The sequence below is a fragment of the Pseudomonas sp. JV414 genome, from assembly GCF_032424305.1.
Classification (GTDB): domain Bacteria; phylum Pseudomonadota; class Gammaproteobacteria; order Pseudomonadales; family Pseudomonadaceae; genus Aquipseudomonas; species Aquipseudomonas lini.
The window spans coordinates 241898-259720 of record NZ_VYKC01000002.1 but is presented as its reverse complement, the minus strand read 5'-3'; the positions used below and the strand labels follow the sequence as shown (position 1 = coordinate 259720).

Here is a 17823-nt window from a genome sequence, read left to right as displayed (position 1 = left end):
GATTGGCCATGGCGGATGCCGGCTCAATGAGCGGTGGTTGACGCAGCTGGCTTGCGCAATGATCGGACGCACGCGTAGAGGAAGCGCAATGTCGGTTTGCCGTTCCTGAAGATCAGCGTTTGCCAGGAATACTCCAGCATTCGCCGGTACACACCGATCACCTGGGCATGCTCGCCTCTGCGGGAAAACAGTTCGAGAAAGTCGCTGTGGCCGCCCAGCGCGAAATCGATCCGTTGCTGCTTGCTGAGCTGCGCGCCATAGAGGGCGAGGAAGGCTTCGATGAACCTGATCTTGTACGGGTAGTACCTTGTCGGTTGCGCGGTCATGTTGGCGCTGTTGACCATGCGCTGCAGCAGCACCTCTGGCACCGTGTGGACCTCCCAGTGTTCGGCGATCCGGGTCCACATGAAGCGGTCTTCGGAGTAACGCAGGCTGGCATTGAAGCCGCCGAGTTGCATGATCACGTCGCGTCTGACCATCGCGGAGGACACGCCATTGAGGACGTTGGCGCGGATGAAATCGTCGAAATGCCTGCCGTTTTTTTGCCGGTTTTCCAGTATTCGCTTGCCGTCGCTGTAATCGTTATGCACGTAGCAATCTACCAGCCCCACCGGCCGTCCCTGACGAATCAGTTCGTCAAACAGTGCCACTTGTTGCTCCAGTTTTTGCGGATACCATCTGTCATCGGCATCGAGAAACGCCACAAAAGTCTCTTCACAGTGCTGCAGTCCGTGGTTGCGGGCACTGGCTTGGCCTTCGTTGGCTTGGTGCAACAGCGTCAGGCGAAACGGCGCCGCGAAGTCTTTGACCCGTTGGGGGCCATCATCGGTGGAACCATCGTCGATGACGATGACATGATCGGGCAGTCGCGTTTGCCCGGCCACGGACGCCAGTGTTTGCTCAATGCTGTCGGCGCCGTTGTACATCGCGATTATGACGCACACTGAATGGGGTGAAGGGGGGGCTTGGTCTGGCACGGTTATTTCTCCTCTTGTTACGCCTTGGCCGAGTCGCGTGGTAATGCCTTGCCAGGCGGACGTTGACGCAGGGTTGCCGGTGACAACTGGGGGTATGTCACGTGGTGATGCCGAAATGAGAGGGCCAGAATGCAGAACACCAGAAACTCTGCGCTGCGGTAGTTGGGAACGACGTACGCCACATAGTTAGTGAGCATGAACGATCCGATGATGACCATTGCGCTGGCGTGAAACCGTGGCGACTGATCCGCCACCACGGCCCGGTAGTGTTTGATCAGCGCTTCGATCAGCATGAGGATAAGCGCTGTCAGCTGAATGACTCCGCCGTTAAGCAAGGTTTCCATGTAGCCGCTGTGGGCATTGCCGATGTAACCCCAGCGATTGATGAACGTCTCGGCGCCCGGGCTGGACCAGAAGGCGCCGAAGCCGTAGCCCTTGAGGAATTCGGCATCGATCAGCGGAGCGAGCAGACCCCAGATCAGCGTGCGATCGGTGAGTGAGTCGTCACGCCCGATCAGCCCCAGCAGCAGCGTGTAATTGCCATAGAGAAAAAGGCAGATCAGCAAATAGATAAATGTCGTACCAAGGAATGCTGTCAGTGAGCGATTGATGTGCATGCGGATAAGAGTGAGGAAGTACCAATAACTGACTGTGCCGGCAACAATCAGCGCCAAAGCCGTGGCAGATTGGGCCAGCGCAATCGCGATCAGCGAGAATATCGAGTAGAGGATGGCCCAGGGATTGCGCTGACGAATCATCGGCAGCAGTAACAGAATGGCGATAGCGTTGATCCGGGCGCCGGCATTCTTTTCCGGGAAAATCCCCTTGAACGCACCATCGCGAATACCGCCGTCAATGAAAGCGATGTCAGGCCTGAGAAGTCCCAATATCAAGCCGAACAACGCAGCGGCACCAATGATGCAGCCGAGCATGAAGGCGATTTTCTCGAGGCTGTAGTTGTAGGCGACGAACCCTGCAAAGAACACCACGCTGATCAACGCCACAAAACGTTTGAAACTCAACATCGGGTCGTGGGACCAACTGATCGAAACAGCCAGGCCGAGTATGAACAGCAGCAGGAAGGCATTGTTCCGGTAAAAGCTTTTGCTGATGAAGACCTTGTTGCGGATGAAGAAGAACAGCGGAACCAGCAGGGTGATCAGGCCGCAGATCTGGTTGACCACGTTGCCTTCGAGGTCTTTTTCGGCTGCACCCAGATTCGACACATCAGCCAATCCGAAAAAAAATCCGATGACCTGGATGTAGAACAGCACGCCGAACAACGTGAAAGCGTCGCGCAGGGTGGTGTACCTGACTTCCAGTTTATTCATGACGACTGGCTCCCAGGAGTGCATCGAGATAAGTTTTCGCCGCGCAGGCACTCACAAAACGGGCAGCGGCATCAATGCGCGCCTGACGGTTTGCATCACGTGGCAACGTCAGTTCCACGGTGATCGCCTGCGCCAGTGCATCAGGGTCGTCGACCGCCACCAGCGGTGCAATCGCGCCATTGTCGAGAATCTCTTGCGGGCCATAGGGGCAGTGGGTCGATACCACCGGGGTGCCCGTGGACATGGCTTCGACCAGCGCGTTGGGGCTGCCCTCGAAACGCGACGACAACACAAAGCAATCGGCCGCTGCCACTTCCGCCAATGGATCGCTGGTATAGCCCGGCAGATCGAAGCGGTCGGCCACGCCCAAGGCGACGGCCTGTTCGAATAACTCGGTTCTGAGCGCGCCTTCGCCGAAAATGATCAATCGAACATCGGGATCGGCTAATCGGGCGAAGGCATCGATCAATACGTCAAAGCCTTTTTGCCGTGCCAGGCGACCTACGGCGACAATCACCGGGGTGGTTTTTTTCAGCAGCCAGCGGTGATTCGGACGTCCCGGCGCCTTGTCGCGAAAGTCGTTATCGAGCACCGGGTTATCGGCGATGGTGACATCCTGCGCACGGGTGATGGTGGTGTCGACCAGATCCTGGGCGACACCGCGCGAGACGCAGATCACCGGATTGGGGATGAGTCGGTACAGCAGCGGTGCCAACAGATACGCGGTGCGCACCGCCAATGCGGGGTTGACGTGTTTGTCATGAGAAAACGCATTGCGCTCACTGACATGCAGGCGCGCCAGAGTACCGGACAGCGTGGCCGCGGCGATGGCTACCACGTTGACGTGGGTGAGGGCAGCCAGTAGCGCGTCAAAGCGGTTTTGGCGAAGAAAGCGTGCCAGCGCCGGCACCGCCCTGGAACTGCGCGCACTGTGCAGCTCGACGCGCTTGACCCTTGGGTCGATGCACGCCGAGTTCACACCTGTATCGGTGAGCATCAGTAAGGTCACGTCATTGCCTGCATCAGTCAGCGCACTGGCGAGGCGCACCATCATTTTTTCGGCGCCACCTCCGCGCAAGTCCTGCAGGATAATCAGCAGCCTTTTCATTGACTCCATACCTGGTAGTACGCCTGCGCGGCGTATTGACTGGTGTACTGTCGGACGGCGTCAGCGGCCACTTGGCCGCTTGGCGCAGCATGGCGTTGCGAGGTCACGCTGCGCAGCATCCCTTCGGCCAGTGCCGCTACATCATTGACCTTGACCAGATCGCCAAGGCGGCCGTTATCAAGCAGTTCCCTGGGCCCGGTTTCGCAGTCGCAGGCCAACACTGGCGTGCCCAGCGCCAGGGCTTCGATCAGCACGGTCGGCAAGCCCTCATGAAACGAACTCAGGATCAGCAGTCGAGCCTGCCTGATCAATGGGTACGGATTGCTCAGGAAACCGGTGAAATGCACACGATTCTCGATGCCCAGGCGGCCAGCCTGTGAGGTCAGCGCGGCGAGTAACGGGCCATCGCCGATGATCACCAGATCCGGCAGCGCGGCGCTGCGCAAGGCCATGGCATAGGCGTCGAGCAGCAGGTGGAAACCCTTCGGTTCCACCAGTCGGCCCACCGCTAACCAGAACTCGGCCGGCAACCCGGTGAGCATGGGCGTCTGTGCGGCACTGAGCAGTTGTTCGGTGACCACTGCATTGGGGCAATAACGGATGCGCTCGCGACCCCAGGGCACCCGCTCGGCGAGGGACTGGCGCAGCCCGTTGGAAACCGTCACTACCCGGCCGTTGCCACAGAGGTACAACGCATAGAGCAGACGCAGGGTGGCGGGACTGATTTTTTGTTCGCTGCAATCCAGTGCGGCATGACGGCTGTAGATGACCTTGCATGGGCTACCCAAGGTGGCAAACCAGGTGCAGAGGTTGGCTCGTTCCTTGGCGGCGATGAGGTGGGTCACCTGTTCGCGACGAATAATCCGCCGCAGCAATACGATGGACTTGATCAGACCGACGATTCCATTGCCACCGCCATTGAGCGTGGCAGCCCCTTCATCGTCCGGCGTGTCGCCGTTCATGACGAAATAACTGACACGCTGGCCATCTTCGAGAAACTGTCTGGCCAGGCGTTGCTGAACACGCTCCAGGCCACCATCGGGCTTGAAGTCCTTGAGGATGAACAGGATATGCATGGTTATTGCTCAGTGATCAATGTGCATTGATCAAGGCGCTCAGGATAAGTGACATTGATGGTCACTTCCCGCCGAACGATCTTCACCAATAGATGAACAAAATTGGTCGGGTAGTCGATCAGGTAGCGTTTGATGGTGTGCGGTTCGCAGTACATCCGATAGAACGCGCGCAGATGCAGGCGGTTGATCAGCTCAGGGTAATAATCATGAGTGGCCGTGGCTTCTTGGCGAATGAAACCACCACAGGTGAATGCCACACCGGGGAAGCCGGCACGCAGGGCATCCTGCTCGAACTGTTCCTGCAGCCCGGCGCCCAAACCTACGATCAGGATGTTCGCTTCGCTGCGGCAGATGTCTGTTTGAATGCACGCGGCCTGCGGCGCGTCGAAATAGCCGTTGTGATGACCGGCGATAATCAGCGCCGGGTAGCGAGCCTTGATCTTATCGATGAACAGGTCCAGTTCGGCTTGCCGGGCACCGACAAAATAGAGGCGCTTGCCTTGTTTCTCGGCGCAACTGAACACAGAGTCGGCGATGGACGTGAAGTCGAAGCTGACCCGGCCGATCGTGCGGCCGGTGATGCGCGACATGAAGGTTGACATCAGCATGCCGTCGCAAAAATAGGCGATGGACGTCGGGTGTCGGTCGAACAGACTGCCGACGGACGCAAAATTGATGAAGGAAAATGCCTTGTTGGCGTCCAGCAGAGTGGGTGCGTAATGGCCGATTAATTCCAGGTCGATCATTGCCTGATACCTCAATAAATATCTTTTGAGAACAACGTAAAAGGGGTCTTGACCAGAATCTTGATATCGAGCCACAGCGACCATTGGTTGATGTAGTTGAGGTCCTGGGCGACGCGCTGCTGCATTTTTTCCAGCGTCTGGGTTTCACCTCGATGCCCGGTGATCTGGGCCAACCCGGTGATGCCCGGCTTGAGGCGATGACGGGCCATGTAGGCGCGAACCTTGCCGGTGTAATAAATGTTGTGCGTGACCGCGTGCGGTCGCGGGCCGACCAGGGCCATTTCACCGCAGAGCACGTTGAACAGTTGCGGTAACTCGTCGATGGAACTACGGCGCAGAAAACGCCCAAGCGGGGTGATGCGGTCATCCTCGCGGGTGGCCTGACGGACTTCGTTGTCGTCGTGCAAACGCATCGACCGGAACTTCCAGACCTTGATCACCTCAGCGTTACAGCCGTAGCGATTTTGTTTGAACAACACCGGGCCGGGCGAGGAAAGCTTGATGGCTGCCGCCACGATCAGCAGCAAGGGGCTGAGCACAATAATGCCCACGGCGGCCAGGCTACGTTCAAACAGCTCTTTGCAGAGCAGGCTGCCGGGGTGCGAACTGATAAGGCTTTCATTGAGGTAGATGGCCGGCATTCGCTCTATTTCCGAGATCGACTGATTGAGCAGCACCATGCTGCCGAAATCGGGGATCCAGACCACGTCGACATTCATGTCCAGAAGATCGATGTACAAGGCTTCGATGATGGCGGCTTGTGCCATTGGCAAGACGATGTAGACGCGGCGTACATGTAGGCGGGTGATAATTTCGCGAATCTCGTCGATGCGTCCCAGCAGCGGCAGAATGCTCGGGGCCGGGCCGGTATGTTCGGCGGTTGCAATAAAACCCAGTAGCGGTACGCGATTGCGCCTGGACAGTTTTCTCGCCAGCTTATGGGCGGTCGGACACGTCCCGATGATCACCGCGCGGCGCTCGTTGCAGAGCTTGTGCGAATGCAGTCGGGCCAGGTAATGCAGGGGCAAAAAACTCGCCGCCTGGACCAGGTATCCCAACACGGCCCAGACAATGATCACCTGACGCGAGAAAATCACACTGGTCTGGGTGACGAAGGCAATGCTGATCAGCACGGCCAGCAAGATCATCCAGGCCGCCAGCAGCCGAGCAAGCCCTGACAACCACTCATGACGCTTGTGGTAAACCTGCATGACGCTGTAGATCGGCACCGAACCTAGAACGGTGAGAATCATCAGAACGCGGTATTCGCTGGTGAGGCTGCCGACTCGCCCGTACACGAGCAACACCAGCAGCAGGTTGACCAGGGTGAGTGCGCACAGCCATTGGCCCCAGAAGGTCAGACCTCGACGGCGCGTCATTTGAGCGGTGTAGAGCGATGTCATCGGCTCAACCTCCGGGCATGGGTTGGACTTCGGCGCCGAATACTGCACGCCCTCGTTCCCGCACGCTGGTATAGCTCGACTGGAATGAAGCAGCTTTTGGTAGATGTTTGGAGGGAGACTACTGGACAGACAGGTACAAGATTTACCTGGACATGTAGTCGTAGTTCTGGAACGTATCGGAATGGCTGTAGCCCTGTTTGCGGGCCTTGCTCAAGTCAACCTGGTTAAGCACCACACCGAACACCGGCGCATGACTCTGCTGCAGTATCGCGAGGCACTTCTGCACCTGGCTGACAGGCGTGCTTTGGGCCTTGATCACGTAGATCACCGCATCCGAATGCTTGGCCAGCAACAGTGCATCGCTGACCATTTGCGCAGGCGGGGAGTCGATGATGATGCGTTGGTACCGCGACTTCAGCGCCTCTAGCATGGGGGCCAGGCGCGGCGAGCTGAGAAGATCCAGCGGTGGCGGTGACAGCTTCCCGGCCGGCAGCATGTCGAGATTGCCGACAGTGCGGATGCAGTCCTCGAGCCGCGCAGTGCCTGCCAGAACGTTGGCCAACCCCGGGCCGTCCGCCGGAAAATCGAAGTTGAGCGACAGGCTGGGTCTGCGCATGTCGGCGTCGATCAACAGGACACGTTCCAGCTTGGCGAGTGAGTAGGCCAGATTGTTGGCGATGGTGCTTTTACCTTCATCGGCCATGGTCGAGGCAACGAGAACCACATGAGACGGCATGTCGCTGCTGTGCAACATCAACCAGGTGCGCAGGTTACGAATGGTCTCGCAGAAACGCGGATGGTCGTTGTCGTCGAACAGTCGCGCGAGTTGCCGGCGGCTTTTCCTCGTGACCAGCGGCACCACGCTGAGCAGGGGAACGTCAAGCGTGCTTTCGATCGCTTCGTCGGTCTTGAAGGTTTTGTTAAGGGTTTCTGAAAGTAATGCCAGCACAACACCGATCAGTGCCGCCACGATGGCAACAATCGCTACAATCAATGATTTACGAGGCTTGCTCGGTTCCAGAGGAACAATCGCAGGGTCGACGATGCGCGCCTTGGTAGCGTCCATGTCGGCCGTGGCCGTGGTTTCTTTCAAACGGGTGATGAAGGTCTCATACAGCGCGCGGCTGCTGTCGACCTCACGCTGAAATTCACGCAGCTGGAACTCCTTGCGCGAAATGTCCTGTATCTGCGCCTTGTTGCTGTTGAATGATTTACGCAGTGAGTTTTCACTGGTTCGGGCTAGCTGGTAATCCTGTTCGATGCTAGCCACCACCTGTCGAACCTGCAGGCGCAAGCTGTCGGTGGCCGTACGCAACTCGGCGCGCGCGGCGGCCAGAGTCGGGTGTTTTGGACCATAGCGCCCGGACAGTTCTTCGACCTTGGCTTGAGCCTTGGCCTGTTGCGCCTGGAATTTTTGCACCAGAGGATTGCTCAAGACGGCCGGCACACTGGACAGTTTGCTCAGGTTGCCATTGCTCAAGGTCTGTACCTGGCGGAACCGGCTCTCGGCTTCTGCCAGGTTACGGCGCGCATCGATCATGCGGTTGCCGGTCATTTCCAGTTCATTGGCGCTGATGGTGGCGACACCGCCGACGCCGCCGACGTCAACCAGGCCTTGTGCTTCCCGATAGGCCTGAAGTTTGTTTTCGGCACTGCGCAGGTTATTACGCAACTCGATCAGGCGTGAATTCATCCAGCTGGTATTGGTCTGTGAGGACCTCAGATTGTTGTCGAACTGGCTATCGATGAAGCCTTGGGCAATGGCGTTGGCGGTAGCGGCAGCCAAACCAGGGTCGGGCAATTCCACTTCTATCTTGATCAGCTGGCTCTTGCCGACGAATTTGACATGGGTACGCCGCATCAGATCCTGCGTGACTTGATTGAAGACATCGGCTTCGGAGGGCCTCACCTGCACGGGTATAAAGCGGCCCAGTACTGGCAGCCATTGGTCCAGTTCAAGCGCGGCCAACCATCGCCGTGGCGCAAACCAGGACTTCGGTTGCTGACGTGGATCAGTGACCGGATGAGTGGTCAGGCTCAGCTTTTTGACTGCGCGTTCAGCCAGGTCCCGCGATTGCAAGAGTGCCAGTTGCGTCTGCAAATAGTCGACGGTACCGGAGCTTGAATCCGTGACTTGCTGAAATGTCAGCAGCGGGGGCGTTTTTTCTTTGATCAGGAGGGTGGTGCTACCGGTGTACTGCGCAGGAATGAACGACAGCGTGGCCATCGCCAGTGCACAGCCAAGCACTATCAACCAGCCGATTTTCCAATGGGCGCGCCAGATCACCCTCCAGTATTTGAGCAGGTCAATGGTGTCCTTTTCCTCGCTGTACGGCTGATGCTGCGGCACATGCGGCTGGATCGGACGCTCGACATATAGGCTTGGGCTGTTATCCATGATTAGAAAAAGCCTTGTGCAATGGAAATGGTGTCACCGGGGGCGATGGCGGTGCTGCGCGTGACCTTGTCGGTCAGTGGTGGGGAGCCATCGCCGCGCACGATGGTCACCCGTTTGATCGAGGCTCGTTCGGTCAGGCCGCCGCCCAGGGCGATGGCTTTTTCCAGCGTCAAGCCGGGCTCGAACGGATAGCTACCGGGTTTCTGTACCTCTCCATTGATGTAGAACGAGCGGTAGACGATCAGGTTGACGCTGACCTTGGGGTCGACCAGGTAACCTTGCTTGAGCCCATCGACGATGATCTTTTCCACCTGATTGGGCGTAAACCCCTTGGCGGCAATGTCACCCAAAAATGGATAGGAAAACATTCCGGCATCGTTGAGACGGATTTTCTCGAAGCTCAGGTCCCGCTCACCGAATACCGTGATGCGCAACACATCGCCGGCTGCCAGTTTGTACTGGGTGCCGGGGTCTGCTGCAAAAGTCGCGGGCAACAGCCATGGCAAGAACAACAAGCCAAGCATTCGGGCGTTCATAGGGAAAACCTCTTAAAGACTGACGTTGAAGCTGAGCAGGAAAATGTTGCGTTCAAAACTCTGATTGTCGACATCGGAGTCATCGTTGCGGTAGCGATAGCCCAGCTCGATATCCAGCCAGCGGCGCATTGCGTACTCCACGGCGAGGTTGTAGTCACGAAGGTCATCGGTGCGGTCCTGCCCTTCGTATTCGTAGCGGGCCAGCCCGACTTCGGCCACCGTGGTGATGCGTTCGGTCCAGCCATGACGCCAGCCGACCAGGGCCGAGGTGGTCTTGACGGCATCAGCACCGTCGTCGCCCTCGGCCATGGCCTGGCGGGCAACAAACGAGAAGGTCGAATAGGTTCGTGGTTTCCATCGCAGATCCACCTGCCAGGTCGGGTTACTGAGGTCATCGACACTGCTGTCATCAAAGTTCTTGCGCTCATAACCAACGCGGACTTTACCGGTGGTGCGTGCGGTGAAGTCCCATTCGGCACCGGCAAGCACCGCATCGGATGTGCTATTGAGGCGGCTGTTGGATCGGTAATCAAAGTCGGTATGGTCGTATTCCAGCAATCCACGTGTATTGCTGCCGATGCGGTGGTACCAAGTGGTGGTCAGGCCAGTGGTATCGCGCTCTTTGTCGTCGTTGATGCCTCCCGAATTGTCGTAGCGAAGTTGAGCGTAACTGGCGCCCAGATCGATCTGATTGGCAGCGCTTCTGGCGCCATAGGTATAGAGGCCATTGACGCGGTTACTGCGAATCTTGTCATTGATGCCATCGACAGCGGTCGACGTCGTGCGCTCGTATTTACGTGCTTCCGCGTCAAGTTTCAGGCGATGGCGATCCGTGAATTCCATGATGCTGTTGAGGCGCACGCGTTGTGCCGTATTCGAAGCATCCGAGTCGTCATGATAAATGTACCGGGTAGGCTGCCAGATAAGTCGGGTGGCACTGTTGCGGTCTTCAGCCTTGAGTTCGAAAGTGGGTGCCACTTTGGTCACCATGGATGACTGCGCGCGCTCCAGTTCGCGGAAATTGTCATCATAACTTTCTGAAAACAGCAGGGTAGGGGTGAAGTCGAACCCATAAATATCAATGGACTGGGGATCGAGACTCCAGGCCGTTCCGGGACATAAATAGATCATGATCAGCGCGAAAGGGCCGCGGGTCTTGAGAGCCATATCATTGCTCCTGGGGGTGAGTTCAATGACTATAGACCGGAAAAATAGTGGATGAGTGTGGTTGTGTAATGCCAGTAGCTATCAATGATTTAATTGTGGGGGAAGAGTTTGTAAGTTTAATTAATAACTGGCCGGGGAGTAGTAAAGACACAGTATGCTGGAGCGGCGTAGGTTGTTGTGAAGTGCGCTAGTTAATAGCGGTAATGATTTATTTATAAATGAGGCCGGGGTCGCTCAATGTCAGTCAATGGCACGCCAACCTGATGTTCTCTATTCAAGAAGTGCAGAAGAATCATGACTCGTTCGTCACCTAACATGCTCAGAAAAATACCTTCAAGTGTCGACAGGGGGCCTCGGGTTATTTGCAGCGTTTCGCCAGGCTTGAACGGTTGGGGAGTGTGCGATTCTGGTGGTTTGAAACACCGGGCGCGCAGATGTTCGATGACGTCGTCCGGCACCGTTGCCGGGCCGTGATTGAAATCGACGATGCGGCTGACCCCGCGGGTAGAGCGCAAGGGCGCCCATTTGTCGTCACGGCTCAGCTGAATGAAAAGATATCCCGGAAAGAGAGATTCAAGCGATTGATGGGGTTTGCCATGAATCAGGCGCTCGCTAATAATTTGCGGGCAAAATATGACGTAGTTTTGACGCAATAAATTGATTTGAGCCCGTTCATCCTGACGCGGCTTGCACTGCAAAAGATACCAACTGGAACCTGGGGTACTCGTCAGCATTCTGGCAAGCTCCGGAGTATTGGTTAAGCATGCCTGTTCGCATCAGCAATGCCACTGCGCTTCCAATGTTCTATAGAGAATGCGGAATCGCGAAGGTGTTAAGTCAATGGAACAGGTGTATCAATAATGAAGCATCTAATGCACAAGTAGAGCTCAAGTCAATAATCTGGCGCGAGCGCCGTTTAGTGCAAGAAGATTCTCTTCGCCGAACTGCACTCAAGCAGAACTCTGGATCGAAAAGTGTAAACGTAACTTAACGCTATAAGTGATGTCGTCGCGTCATCAAAGGAGGGGTGTTTCTTTGCGATGGCCAAAGCTACCGCAGGGTCCGAACTCTCGGTCCTTTGAAAAACAAACACTTTCGATCGTGAACTTGAACGCAGGGGGTGACGTATATCTATTAATGGAGTTACATCTTTTGTTATACGTCGACCCTCTTAGGTATCGACCACTCCAGACGGCCTGTCAAATGTCACTAGTCAAAAATATAGCCTTCTGTCCAATAATCTACTAAGGCGCTTCAACCTATTGTTTTAACAAGTTATTTTTGTTGGTGGCGTCCTGCTGGAATCGGGTACAAGACTTCACTCAATGTCGGCGAGCCGCGCACGGCTCGCCTCAGTTCTTCATGGTGATCCCCGAAGGAGTCTCTATCGATCTTCGCCAAACCCAATGATTGCCTTGGTTTCCAGGTACTCTTTAAAGCCATGGACACCATACTCACGACCATTACCAGATCGCTTGTAGCCACCGAATGGCGCCATTGGATCCCAGGCAGGGTAATTCAGGTGCACTTGTCCGGCGCGGATACGAGAGGCGACGGCACGTGCAAGATCAAGGTTCTGAGCCTGGACATGGGCGCCTAGCCCATAGACCGTGTCGTTTGCGATAGCGATCGCCTCATCGACTGTCTCATAGGGAATGATGCACAGCACTGGACCAAAAATTTCTTCCTGGGCAATCCGCATGGCGGAATCGACCTCGGAGAAAACAGTCGGTCGGGTGTAGAAGCCCTTTTCATAACCTTGTACGCGTCCGGGTCCGCCGCACACGAGTTTTGCGCCCTCATTCAGGCCCGCCTCGATCATTGATTGCACGCGATTGAACTGGGCCTCGTTGGCAATGGGGCCGAGCACCGTCTCTTCCGAACGTGGGTCACCGACGATGATTGCATTGGCGGTTGCTGCTGCCAGCGATTCGACCTCTGCCAATCTGTCCTTTGGGACGATCATCCTTGTCGGGGCGCTGCAGGACTGTCCGACGTTGCGAAACGCAGACATCACGCCCAGCGGTACGGCTTTGGCGAAATCGGCGTCGGGAAGCAGAACGTTCGGGGACTTGCCTCCCAGTTCTTGCGTAACGCGCTTCACCGTATGGGCGGCCGCCTGTGCGACCAGCGCGCCCGCGCGGTTTGAGCCGGTAATCGAAATCATATCGATATCAGGGTGCGCCGCCATGGCTGCGCCGACCTCGGAACCACTTCCATTCACAAGGTTGAACACGCCCGGTGGAAGGCCTGCGTCATGCACCAGTTGTGCAAAAAGAAGGGCGCTCAGTGGCGACAGTTCGCTGGGCTTCAGGACCACTGTGCAGCCGGCAGCAATAGCCGGGGCGACTTTTGCGGTGATCTGATAAAGCGGCCAGTTCCACGGAGTGATGAGACCGCAAACGCCTATCGGTTCGCGTTCAATCGCGGTGCTGCCTTCAACGGTTTGGAAACGATAGGTGGACAGCAAATCGCGTGCGACCCGAACGTGTTCGGCCGCGAGTGGCACTTGCATGGCCCGGGCGGAACCGATGGCAGCGCCCATTTCCAGAGAGATCGCCTGCGCGAGCAGTTCTTTTCGTTCAAGGATGAGGTCATAGATCTTTCCAAGGTAAAGCGCGCGCGATGCTGCCGAGGTGGCAGACCAACCAGCCAATGCTGCACGAGCCGCAGCGACTGCCCGATCAACATCCTCGGCAGACCCTTGCGCGACGTGCGCAACAACCTCTTCAGTTGCCGGATTGATCACCGGCAAACTGGCCGGGATTGCCGGGGAAGACCAACAGCCATTGATATAAAACTGGTGAGACGTTTGCGGATCAATGCTGTAGCTATTCGAAGATTGTGTTGTCATCCAACTAGCTCCTTAGAGCGGTAATAGGCACTGCGAGCAGCAGAGGGGGGTCATCAATAAGCTAACAAAGCGGCCCAGACAAAATGTGCCGTTCTTTAAGTTTGCAAGGGATAATCTGCTGTATCTGCGAGGCTAACTTTGCATCAACGTCACTTGACCCGGTTACGCCAGTGCCCCGTAGCCGCAGAGCAAGAGCGCGAAAGGACCGTCCCGCACAGTCTGCTGAACGAGTCCTGTAAAACGGTGGTTTGTACCAGGCAGCCTATATTTTTAATAGTTTATGCATGGTCGCCTGGTGTTGTAATAAATCCGTGATGCAGCATTGCGCCGATGCCTCCCGAACGGAGCAACTGCTTGCCCTGGTCGCAATCCTCAGCGAATGGCCGGCGCACCAGCGACCCCGGCCCTCAATGGACATCCCTAAAATGCCTGCACCTTTAACTCCCGTAGAGACGAATTCTGAACTTGCGACGGACGCTGACGTTGTCGTGATTGGCGGCGGCATTGTCGGAACTTTTACTGCCTATTACCTGGCCAAGCGCGGCATGAAGGTCGCACTGGTGGAGAAAGGACGCATCGGTGCTGAGCAGTCGAGTCGAAACTGGGGCTGGTGCCGTCAGCAAAATCGAGACGCCCGTGAGCTGCCGTTGTCGACCAAAAGCCTGGAGCTGTGGGAGCAGTTCGCAGCAGAATCTGGTGAGGACACAGGATTTAGACGATGCGGCTTGCTCTATCTCAGCAACAACGAGAAGGAACTGGCTGGCTGGGCACAATGGGGTGAATTTGCCCGTACTGTCGATGTAAAAACCCATATGCTGACCGCGGAACAAGCTGCTCAACACGGCCGGGCGACCGGTAAACCCTGGAAAGGCGGGGTCTTTGCGCCTACCGACGGTATTGCGGACCCATCTCGTGCGGCTCCGGCGGTTGCACGGGCCATCATTAAACTTGGCGGCACTGTGCACCAGGGGTGCGCAGCACGTGGCCTCGAGACCGAGGGTGGCCGGTTGTCTGCAGTCGTCACCGAGAAGGGCGCCATTCGCACGAAGCTCGCTGTGCTTGCCGGAGGCGCGTGGGCCTCCTCTTTCTGCCGTCAGTACGGCATTCGGTTTCCCCAGGCAACCATTCGCCAGACGGTGTTGTCGGTTTCCCAGGGCGCCAAAGAGATACCTGATGCGCTCCACACGGCTGACGTCTCCATGACCCGTCGCTCCAATGGAGGGTTCACACTGTCCATCAGCGGTAGTGGGCGTGTTGACCCCACCCTGCAACTTCTGCGTTTCGCCCCGCAGTTCCTGCCAATGTTCCAGCGCAGATGGCGCAAGCTTGCGCCTGGCGGCCTGCAAGGCTTCCAGTCGGGTCATGAAGGCTTGGGCCGCTGGCGTTTGGACCAGCCAACGCCGATGGAGAGGATGCGAATTCTTGATCCGAAGGCAGACGCATCGATTGTTGAATTGACTTACAAACGCGCAGTAGATCTGGTCCCGCTGCTGAAAGCGTCGTCGGTCACCGGAGCCTGGGCAGGCTATGTGGACAGCACGCCTGACGGCGTCCCGGGAATCGGCGAGATGGCGACCCTCCCTGGCCTGGTGCTTGCGGCCGGGTTCAGTGGCCATGGCTTCGGCATCGGCCCTGGGGCAGGCCACTTGATCGCCGACATTGTCAGCGGCAGCGACCCCTTGGTTGATCCTCGACCCTATCACCCGGACCGATTCCAGTCTTCGGCGTGGGGCAAGGTCGCGGAATTCTGAAGATGGGCCGCCTACCGATGCAGATCTAATCAAACGGCTGCTCGGCACAGGCCCGAATGGGCCCTGTCACTCACTCGTAAAAACAATAAACGGGCGCATTCCTCAGGGGGATGCGCCCGTTCTCGTTGCGCAGGCAGATTCTGCCGCATGTTGGGTTCCGAGTCGCTCGCCGGTGCGCCATAACGGCCCACAAAGCTCAGAAAAAGGGGGGCAGCGCCCGAGTCTGGAGCGTCCCGCACAGTCTGCTGAGCAAGCCCTGTAAAACGGTGGTTTGTGCCAAGCAACCTATACTTTTAACGATTTATGCAGGGTCTCTTGGTGTTGTAATAATTTCGTGATGCAGCGTTACCCCGATGCTTCTCGAACGGAGTAACTGCTTGCCCCGTCATGACCTCAACCATCATTCAGGACTGCACTCATGAGCTTTCTTCGACCCAAGTTTATTACCTTCGACTGCTACGGCACGTTGACCAACTTCCAAATGGGAAACATGACGCGCGAGCTGTTCGCCGATCGTGTCCCAGCCGGGCAAATGGATCAGTTCGTCAAGGACTTCTCCGCCTATCGTCTGGATCAGGTGATGGGTGACTGGCGGCCGTATGATGAGATTATCAAGACCTCTCTGGCGCGGGTCTGCAAACGTTGGGGCATCGAGTACAAAGGCGAAGGCCAACTTTATTACGACGCCGTACCGACGTGGGGGCCGCATGCCGACGTGCCGGCTGGCCTGGCGAAAATCGCCGACAAGATTCCGCTGGTGATTTTCTCCAACGCAATGGACGAGCAGATCATGTCCAACGTCGACAAGCTCGGCGCGCCTTTCCATAAAGTCTTCACCGCCCAGCAAGCTCAAGCCTACAAGCCGCGCCTGGCCGCCTTCGAGTTCATGCTCGATAACCTCGGCTGCGGGCCGGAGGACGTTCTGCACGTATCTTCAAGCTTCCGCTATGACCTGATGTCGGCCCACGACATGAAGATCAAGCACAAAGCCTTCGTTGCCCGTGGTCACGAACAGCCGGCGAATGCGGTCTATGGCTACCACCAGATCCCCGATATCGGCGGTTTGGCCGGTTTGGTCGGTCTCTGAGTCTCAGGGCACTCTTCAAGGCAAAAGGGGATAGACATGGGCAGTGAGTCCTATTGGCTCGATACCGCACCGGTATTCACCGGTGCCCAGCTCGGTGCGTTGCCCGGGCAGGTCGATGTGGCCATCGTCGGTGGTGGTTTCACCGGCCTGGCGGCGGCCCGGGCCCTGGCCTTGAAGGGGGCCAGTGTGGTGGTGCTGGAAGGTGGGCGGGTGATTGGCGAAGCGTCAGGGCGCAATGGCGGTCAGTGCAACACCGGCGTTGCCCAGGACTACGCGGCGCTCAGCGCCAGCCTCGGCGCTGATAAAGCGCGAGCCTATTACCTGGCCTATGAAAGCGCCGTGCAGAGTGTCGTCTCGCTGGTAGAGCAGGAGCAGATTGCCTGTGACCTCAAGCGCAATGGCAAGCTCAAACTGGCCGCCAAACCGATGCATTACGAAGGCTTGGCGCGCACCTGCGAACTGATTCGGCGGGAGGTCGATGCCGAAGTCGAATTGCTCTCTGCGCAAGAGGCCCGTGCTGAAGTCAACTCGGCCCAGTTCCATGGCGGCTTGCTGCAGCGCAACGGCGTGCAGATGCATGTCGGGCGCTTCGGTGTCGGTCTGGCCGAAGCGGCCGCACGTCACGGTGCGTTGATCTTCCAGGGCGTGTCGGTGACGGACTGGAAAGCCCGTGCCGGCGGCTATCAGGTCAACACCACCAAGGGTTCGCTGCACGCCAAACAGGTTCTGCTGGCTACAGGCACGTGCCAGCAGGGTGGATTGGGTTGGTATCGGCGGCGGATCGTGCCGGTGGGCAGTTTCGTGATCGCCACCGAGGTGCTACCGCAGGCCCTGATCGACAGCTTGCTGCCGGCACGGCGTTCCTATGTCACCAGCCGCATGATCGGTAACTACTTCCGCCTGACGCCGGACAACCGCTTGCTGTTTGGCGGTCGTGCGCGGTTTGCCATGTCTGACAGCGTTTCCGACGCCAAGAGCGGCAAAGTGTTGCAAGCGGCGATGGTGCAGATGTTCCCGCAGTTGGCTGGCGTGAAGATCGACTATTGCTGGGGTGGGTTAGTGGACATGACCTCTGACCGGTTACCCCGGGCCGGCCAGCATGGAGGCGTTTATTACTCCATGGGTTACAGCGGTCATGGCGTACAGATGTCGGTGCACATGGGGCAGGTCATGGCCGAGGTCATGGCCGGCAAGGTCGAAGCCAATCCCTGGCGCGAACTTGACTGGCCAGCCATTCCCGGGCATTTCGGCAAGCCCTGGTTCCTGCCCTTGGTGGGTGCGTATTACCGCCTGCAGGACTACCTGCACTGAGTTCAAGGTATTTGCTTTACGTTTCAACCACACACGATTAATCGCGAGTACTCGAGCCTTATCATTTTTCGAAAGGTA

Annotated in this window: 14 protein-coding genes; 3 read left to right on the top strand and 11 right to left on the bottom strand. The window is 57.3% G+C overall.

Annotated elements, in window-relative coordinates; all coding sequences use genetic code 11:
• Positions 1 to 23: 23 nt before the first annotated feature.
• The 11 genes from F6R97_RS02240 to F6R97_RS02190 all read right to left on the bottom strand — a co-directional run bounded on the left by F6R97_RS02240 (position 24) and on the right by F6R97_RS02190 (position 13596).
• The gene (locus F6R97_RS02240; protein ID WP_315865961.1) at positions 24 to 977 is read right to left on the bottom strand and encodes a glycosyltransferase family 2 protein; all 954 of its coding nucleotides are present in this window, start codon (positions 975 to 977) and stop codon (positions 24 to 26) included.
• Between the two features lie 17 nt (positions 978 to 994).
• The gene (locus F6R97_RS02235) at positions 995 to 2308 is read right to left on the bottom strand and encodes an O-antigen ligase family protein (protein WP_315865960.1); all 1314 of its coding nucleotides are present in this window, start codon (positions 2306 to 2308) and stop codon (positions 995 to 997) included.
• A complete protein-coding gene (locus tag F6R97_RS02230) occupies positions 2301 to 3416 on the bottom strand; it encodes a glycosyltransferase (protein ID WP_315865959.1) in 1116 nt (371 codons plus the stop codon). The genes F6R97_RS02235 and F6R97_RS02230 overlap by 8 nt, the downstream gene beginning before the upstream one ends.
• Entirely contained in the window at positions 3413 to 4492 is a 1080-nt protein-coding gene (locus F6R97_RS02225; RefSeq protein WP_315865958.1) for a glycosyltransferase, read from the bottom strand. Before F6R97_RS02225 ends, F6R97_RS02230 begins: the two co-directional genes overlap by 4 nt.
• Before the next feature lie 2 nt (positions 4493 to 4494).
• The gene (locus F6R97_RS02220; protein WP_050682081.1) at positions 4495 to 5238 is read right to left on the bottom strand and encodes a WecB/TagA/CpsF family glycosyltransferase; all 744 of its coding nucleotides are present in this window, start codon (positions 5236 to 5238) and stop codon (positions 4495 to 4497) included.
• A gap of 11 nt (positions 5239 to 5249) precedes the next feature.
• Positions 5250 to 6641 carry an undecaprenyl-phosphate glucose phosphotransferase gene (locus F6R97_RS02215; protein WP_048393131.1) on the bottom strand — a complete coding sequence of 464 codons (1392 nt, stop codon included), beginning with the start codon at positions 6639 to 6641 and terminating at the stop codon, positions 5250 to 5252.
• A 142-nt stretch (positions 6642 to 6783) separates the two neighbouring features.
• Complete coding sequence (locus F6R97_RS02210; RefSeq protein WP_315865957.1) at positions 6784 to 9039, bottom strand: polysaccharide biosynthesis tyrosine autokinase; 2256 nt, start codon at positions 9037 to 9039, stop codon at positions 6784 to 6786.
• A 2-nt stretch (positions 9040 to 9041) separates the two neighbouring features.
• Positions 9042 to 9575, bottom strand: a complete 534-nt coding sequence (locus F6R97_RS02205; protein WP_038983077.1) for a polysaccharide biosynthesis/export family protein — start codon at positions 9573 to 9575, stop codon at positions 9042 to 9044.
• A gap of 12 nt (positions 9576 to 9587) precedes the next feature.
• A complete protein-coding gene (locus F6R97_RS02200) occupies positions 9588 to 10742 on the bottom strand; it encodes an outer membrane beta-barrel protein (RefSeq protein ID WP_048393133.1) in 1155 nt (384 codons plus the stop codon).
• A gap of 212 nt (positions 10743 to 10954) precedes the next feature.
• Entirely contained in the window at positions 10955 to 11476 is a 522-nt protein-coding gene (gene rfaH, locus F6R97_RS02195) for a transcription/translation regulatory transformer protein RfaH (protein WP_080772128.1), read from the bottom strand.
• A gap of 650 nt (positions 11477 to 12126) precedes the next feature.
• Positions 12127 to 13596, bottom strand: coding sequence for an aldehyde dehydrogenase family protein (locus F6R97_RS02190; protein WP_315865956.1), 1470 nt, complete (start codon positions 13594 to 13596; stop codon positions 12127 to 12129).
• A 425-nt stretch (positions 13597 to 14021) separates the two neighbouring features.
• Here F6R97_RS02190 and F6R97_RS02185 point away from each other — a divergent pair, with 425 nt between their 5' ends.
• The 3 genes from F6R97_RS02185 (at position 14022) to F6R97_RS02175 (ending at position 17745) form a co-directional block, all read left to right on the top strand.
• Positions 14022 to 15347: an FAD-binding oxidoreductase gene (locus F6R97_RS02185; protein ID WP_315865955.1), complete on the top strand. Its 1326-nt coding sequence runs from the start codon at positions 14022 to 14024 to the stop codon at positions 15345 to 15347.
• Between the two features lie 418 nt (positions 15348 to 15765).
• Entirely contained in the window at positions 15766 to 16434 is a 669-nt protein-coding gene (locus F6R97_RS02180; RefSeq protein ID WP_030128895.1) for a haloacid dehalogenase type II, read from the top strand.
• Between the two features lie 36 nt (positions 16435 to 16470).
• Positions 16471 to 17745 (top strand): NAD(P)/FAD-dependent oxidoreductase, encoded by a 1275-nt coding sequence (locus F6R97_RS02175; RefSeq protein ID WP_038983081.1) that lies wholly within the window; start codon positions 16471 to 16473, stop codon positions 17743 to 17745.
• Positions 17746 to 17823 lie beyond the last annotated feature (78 nt).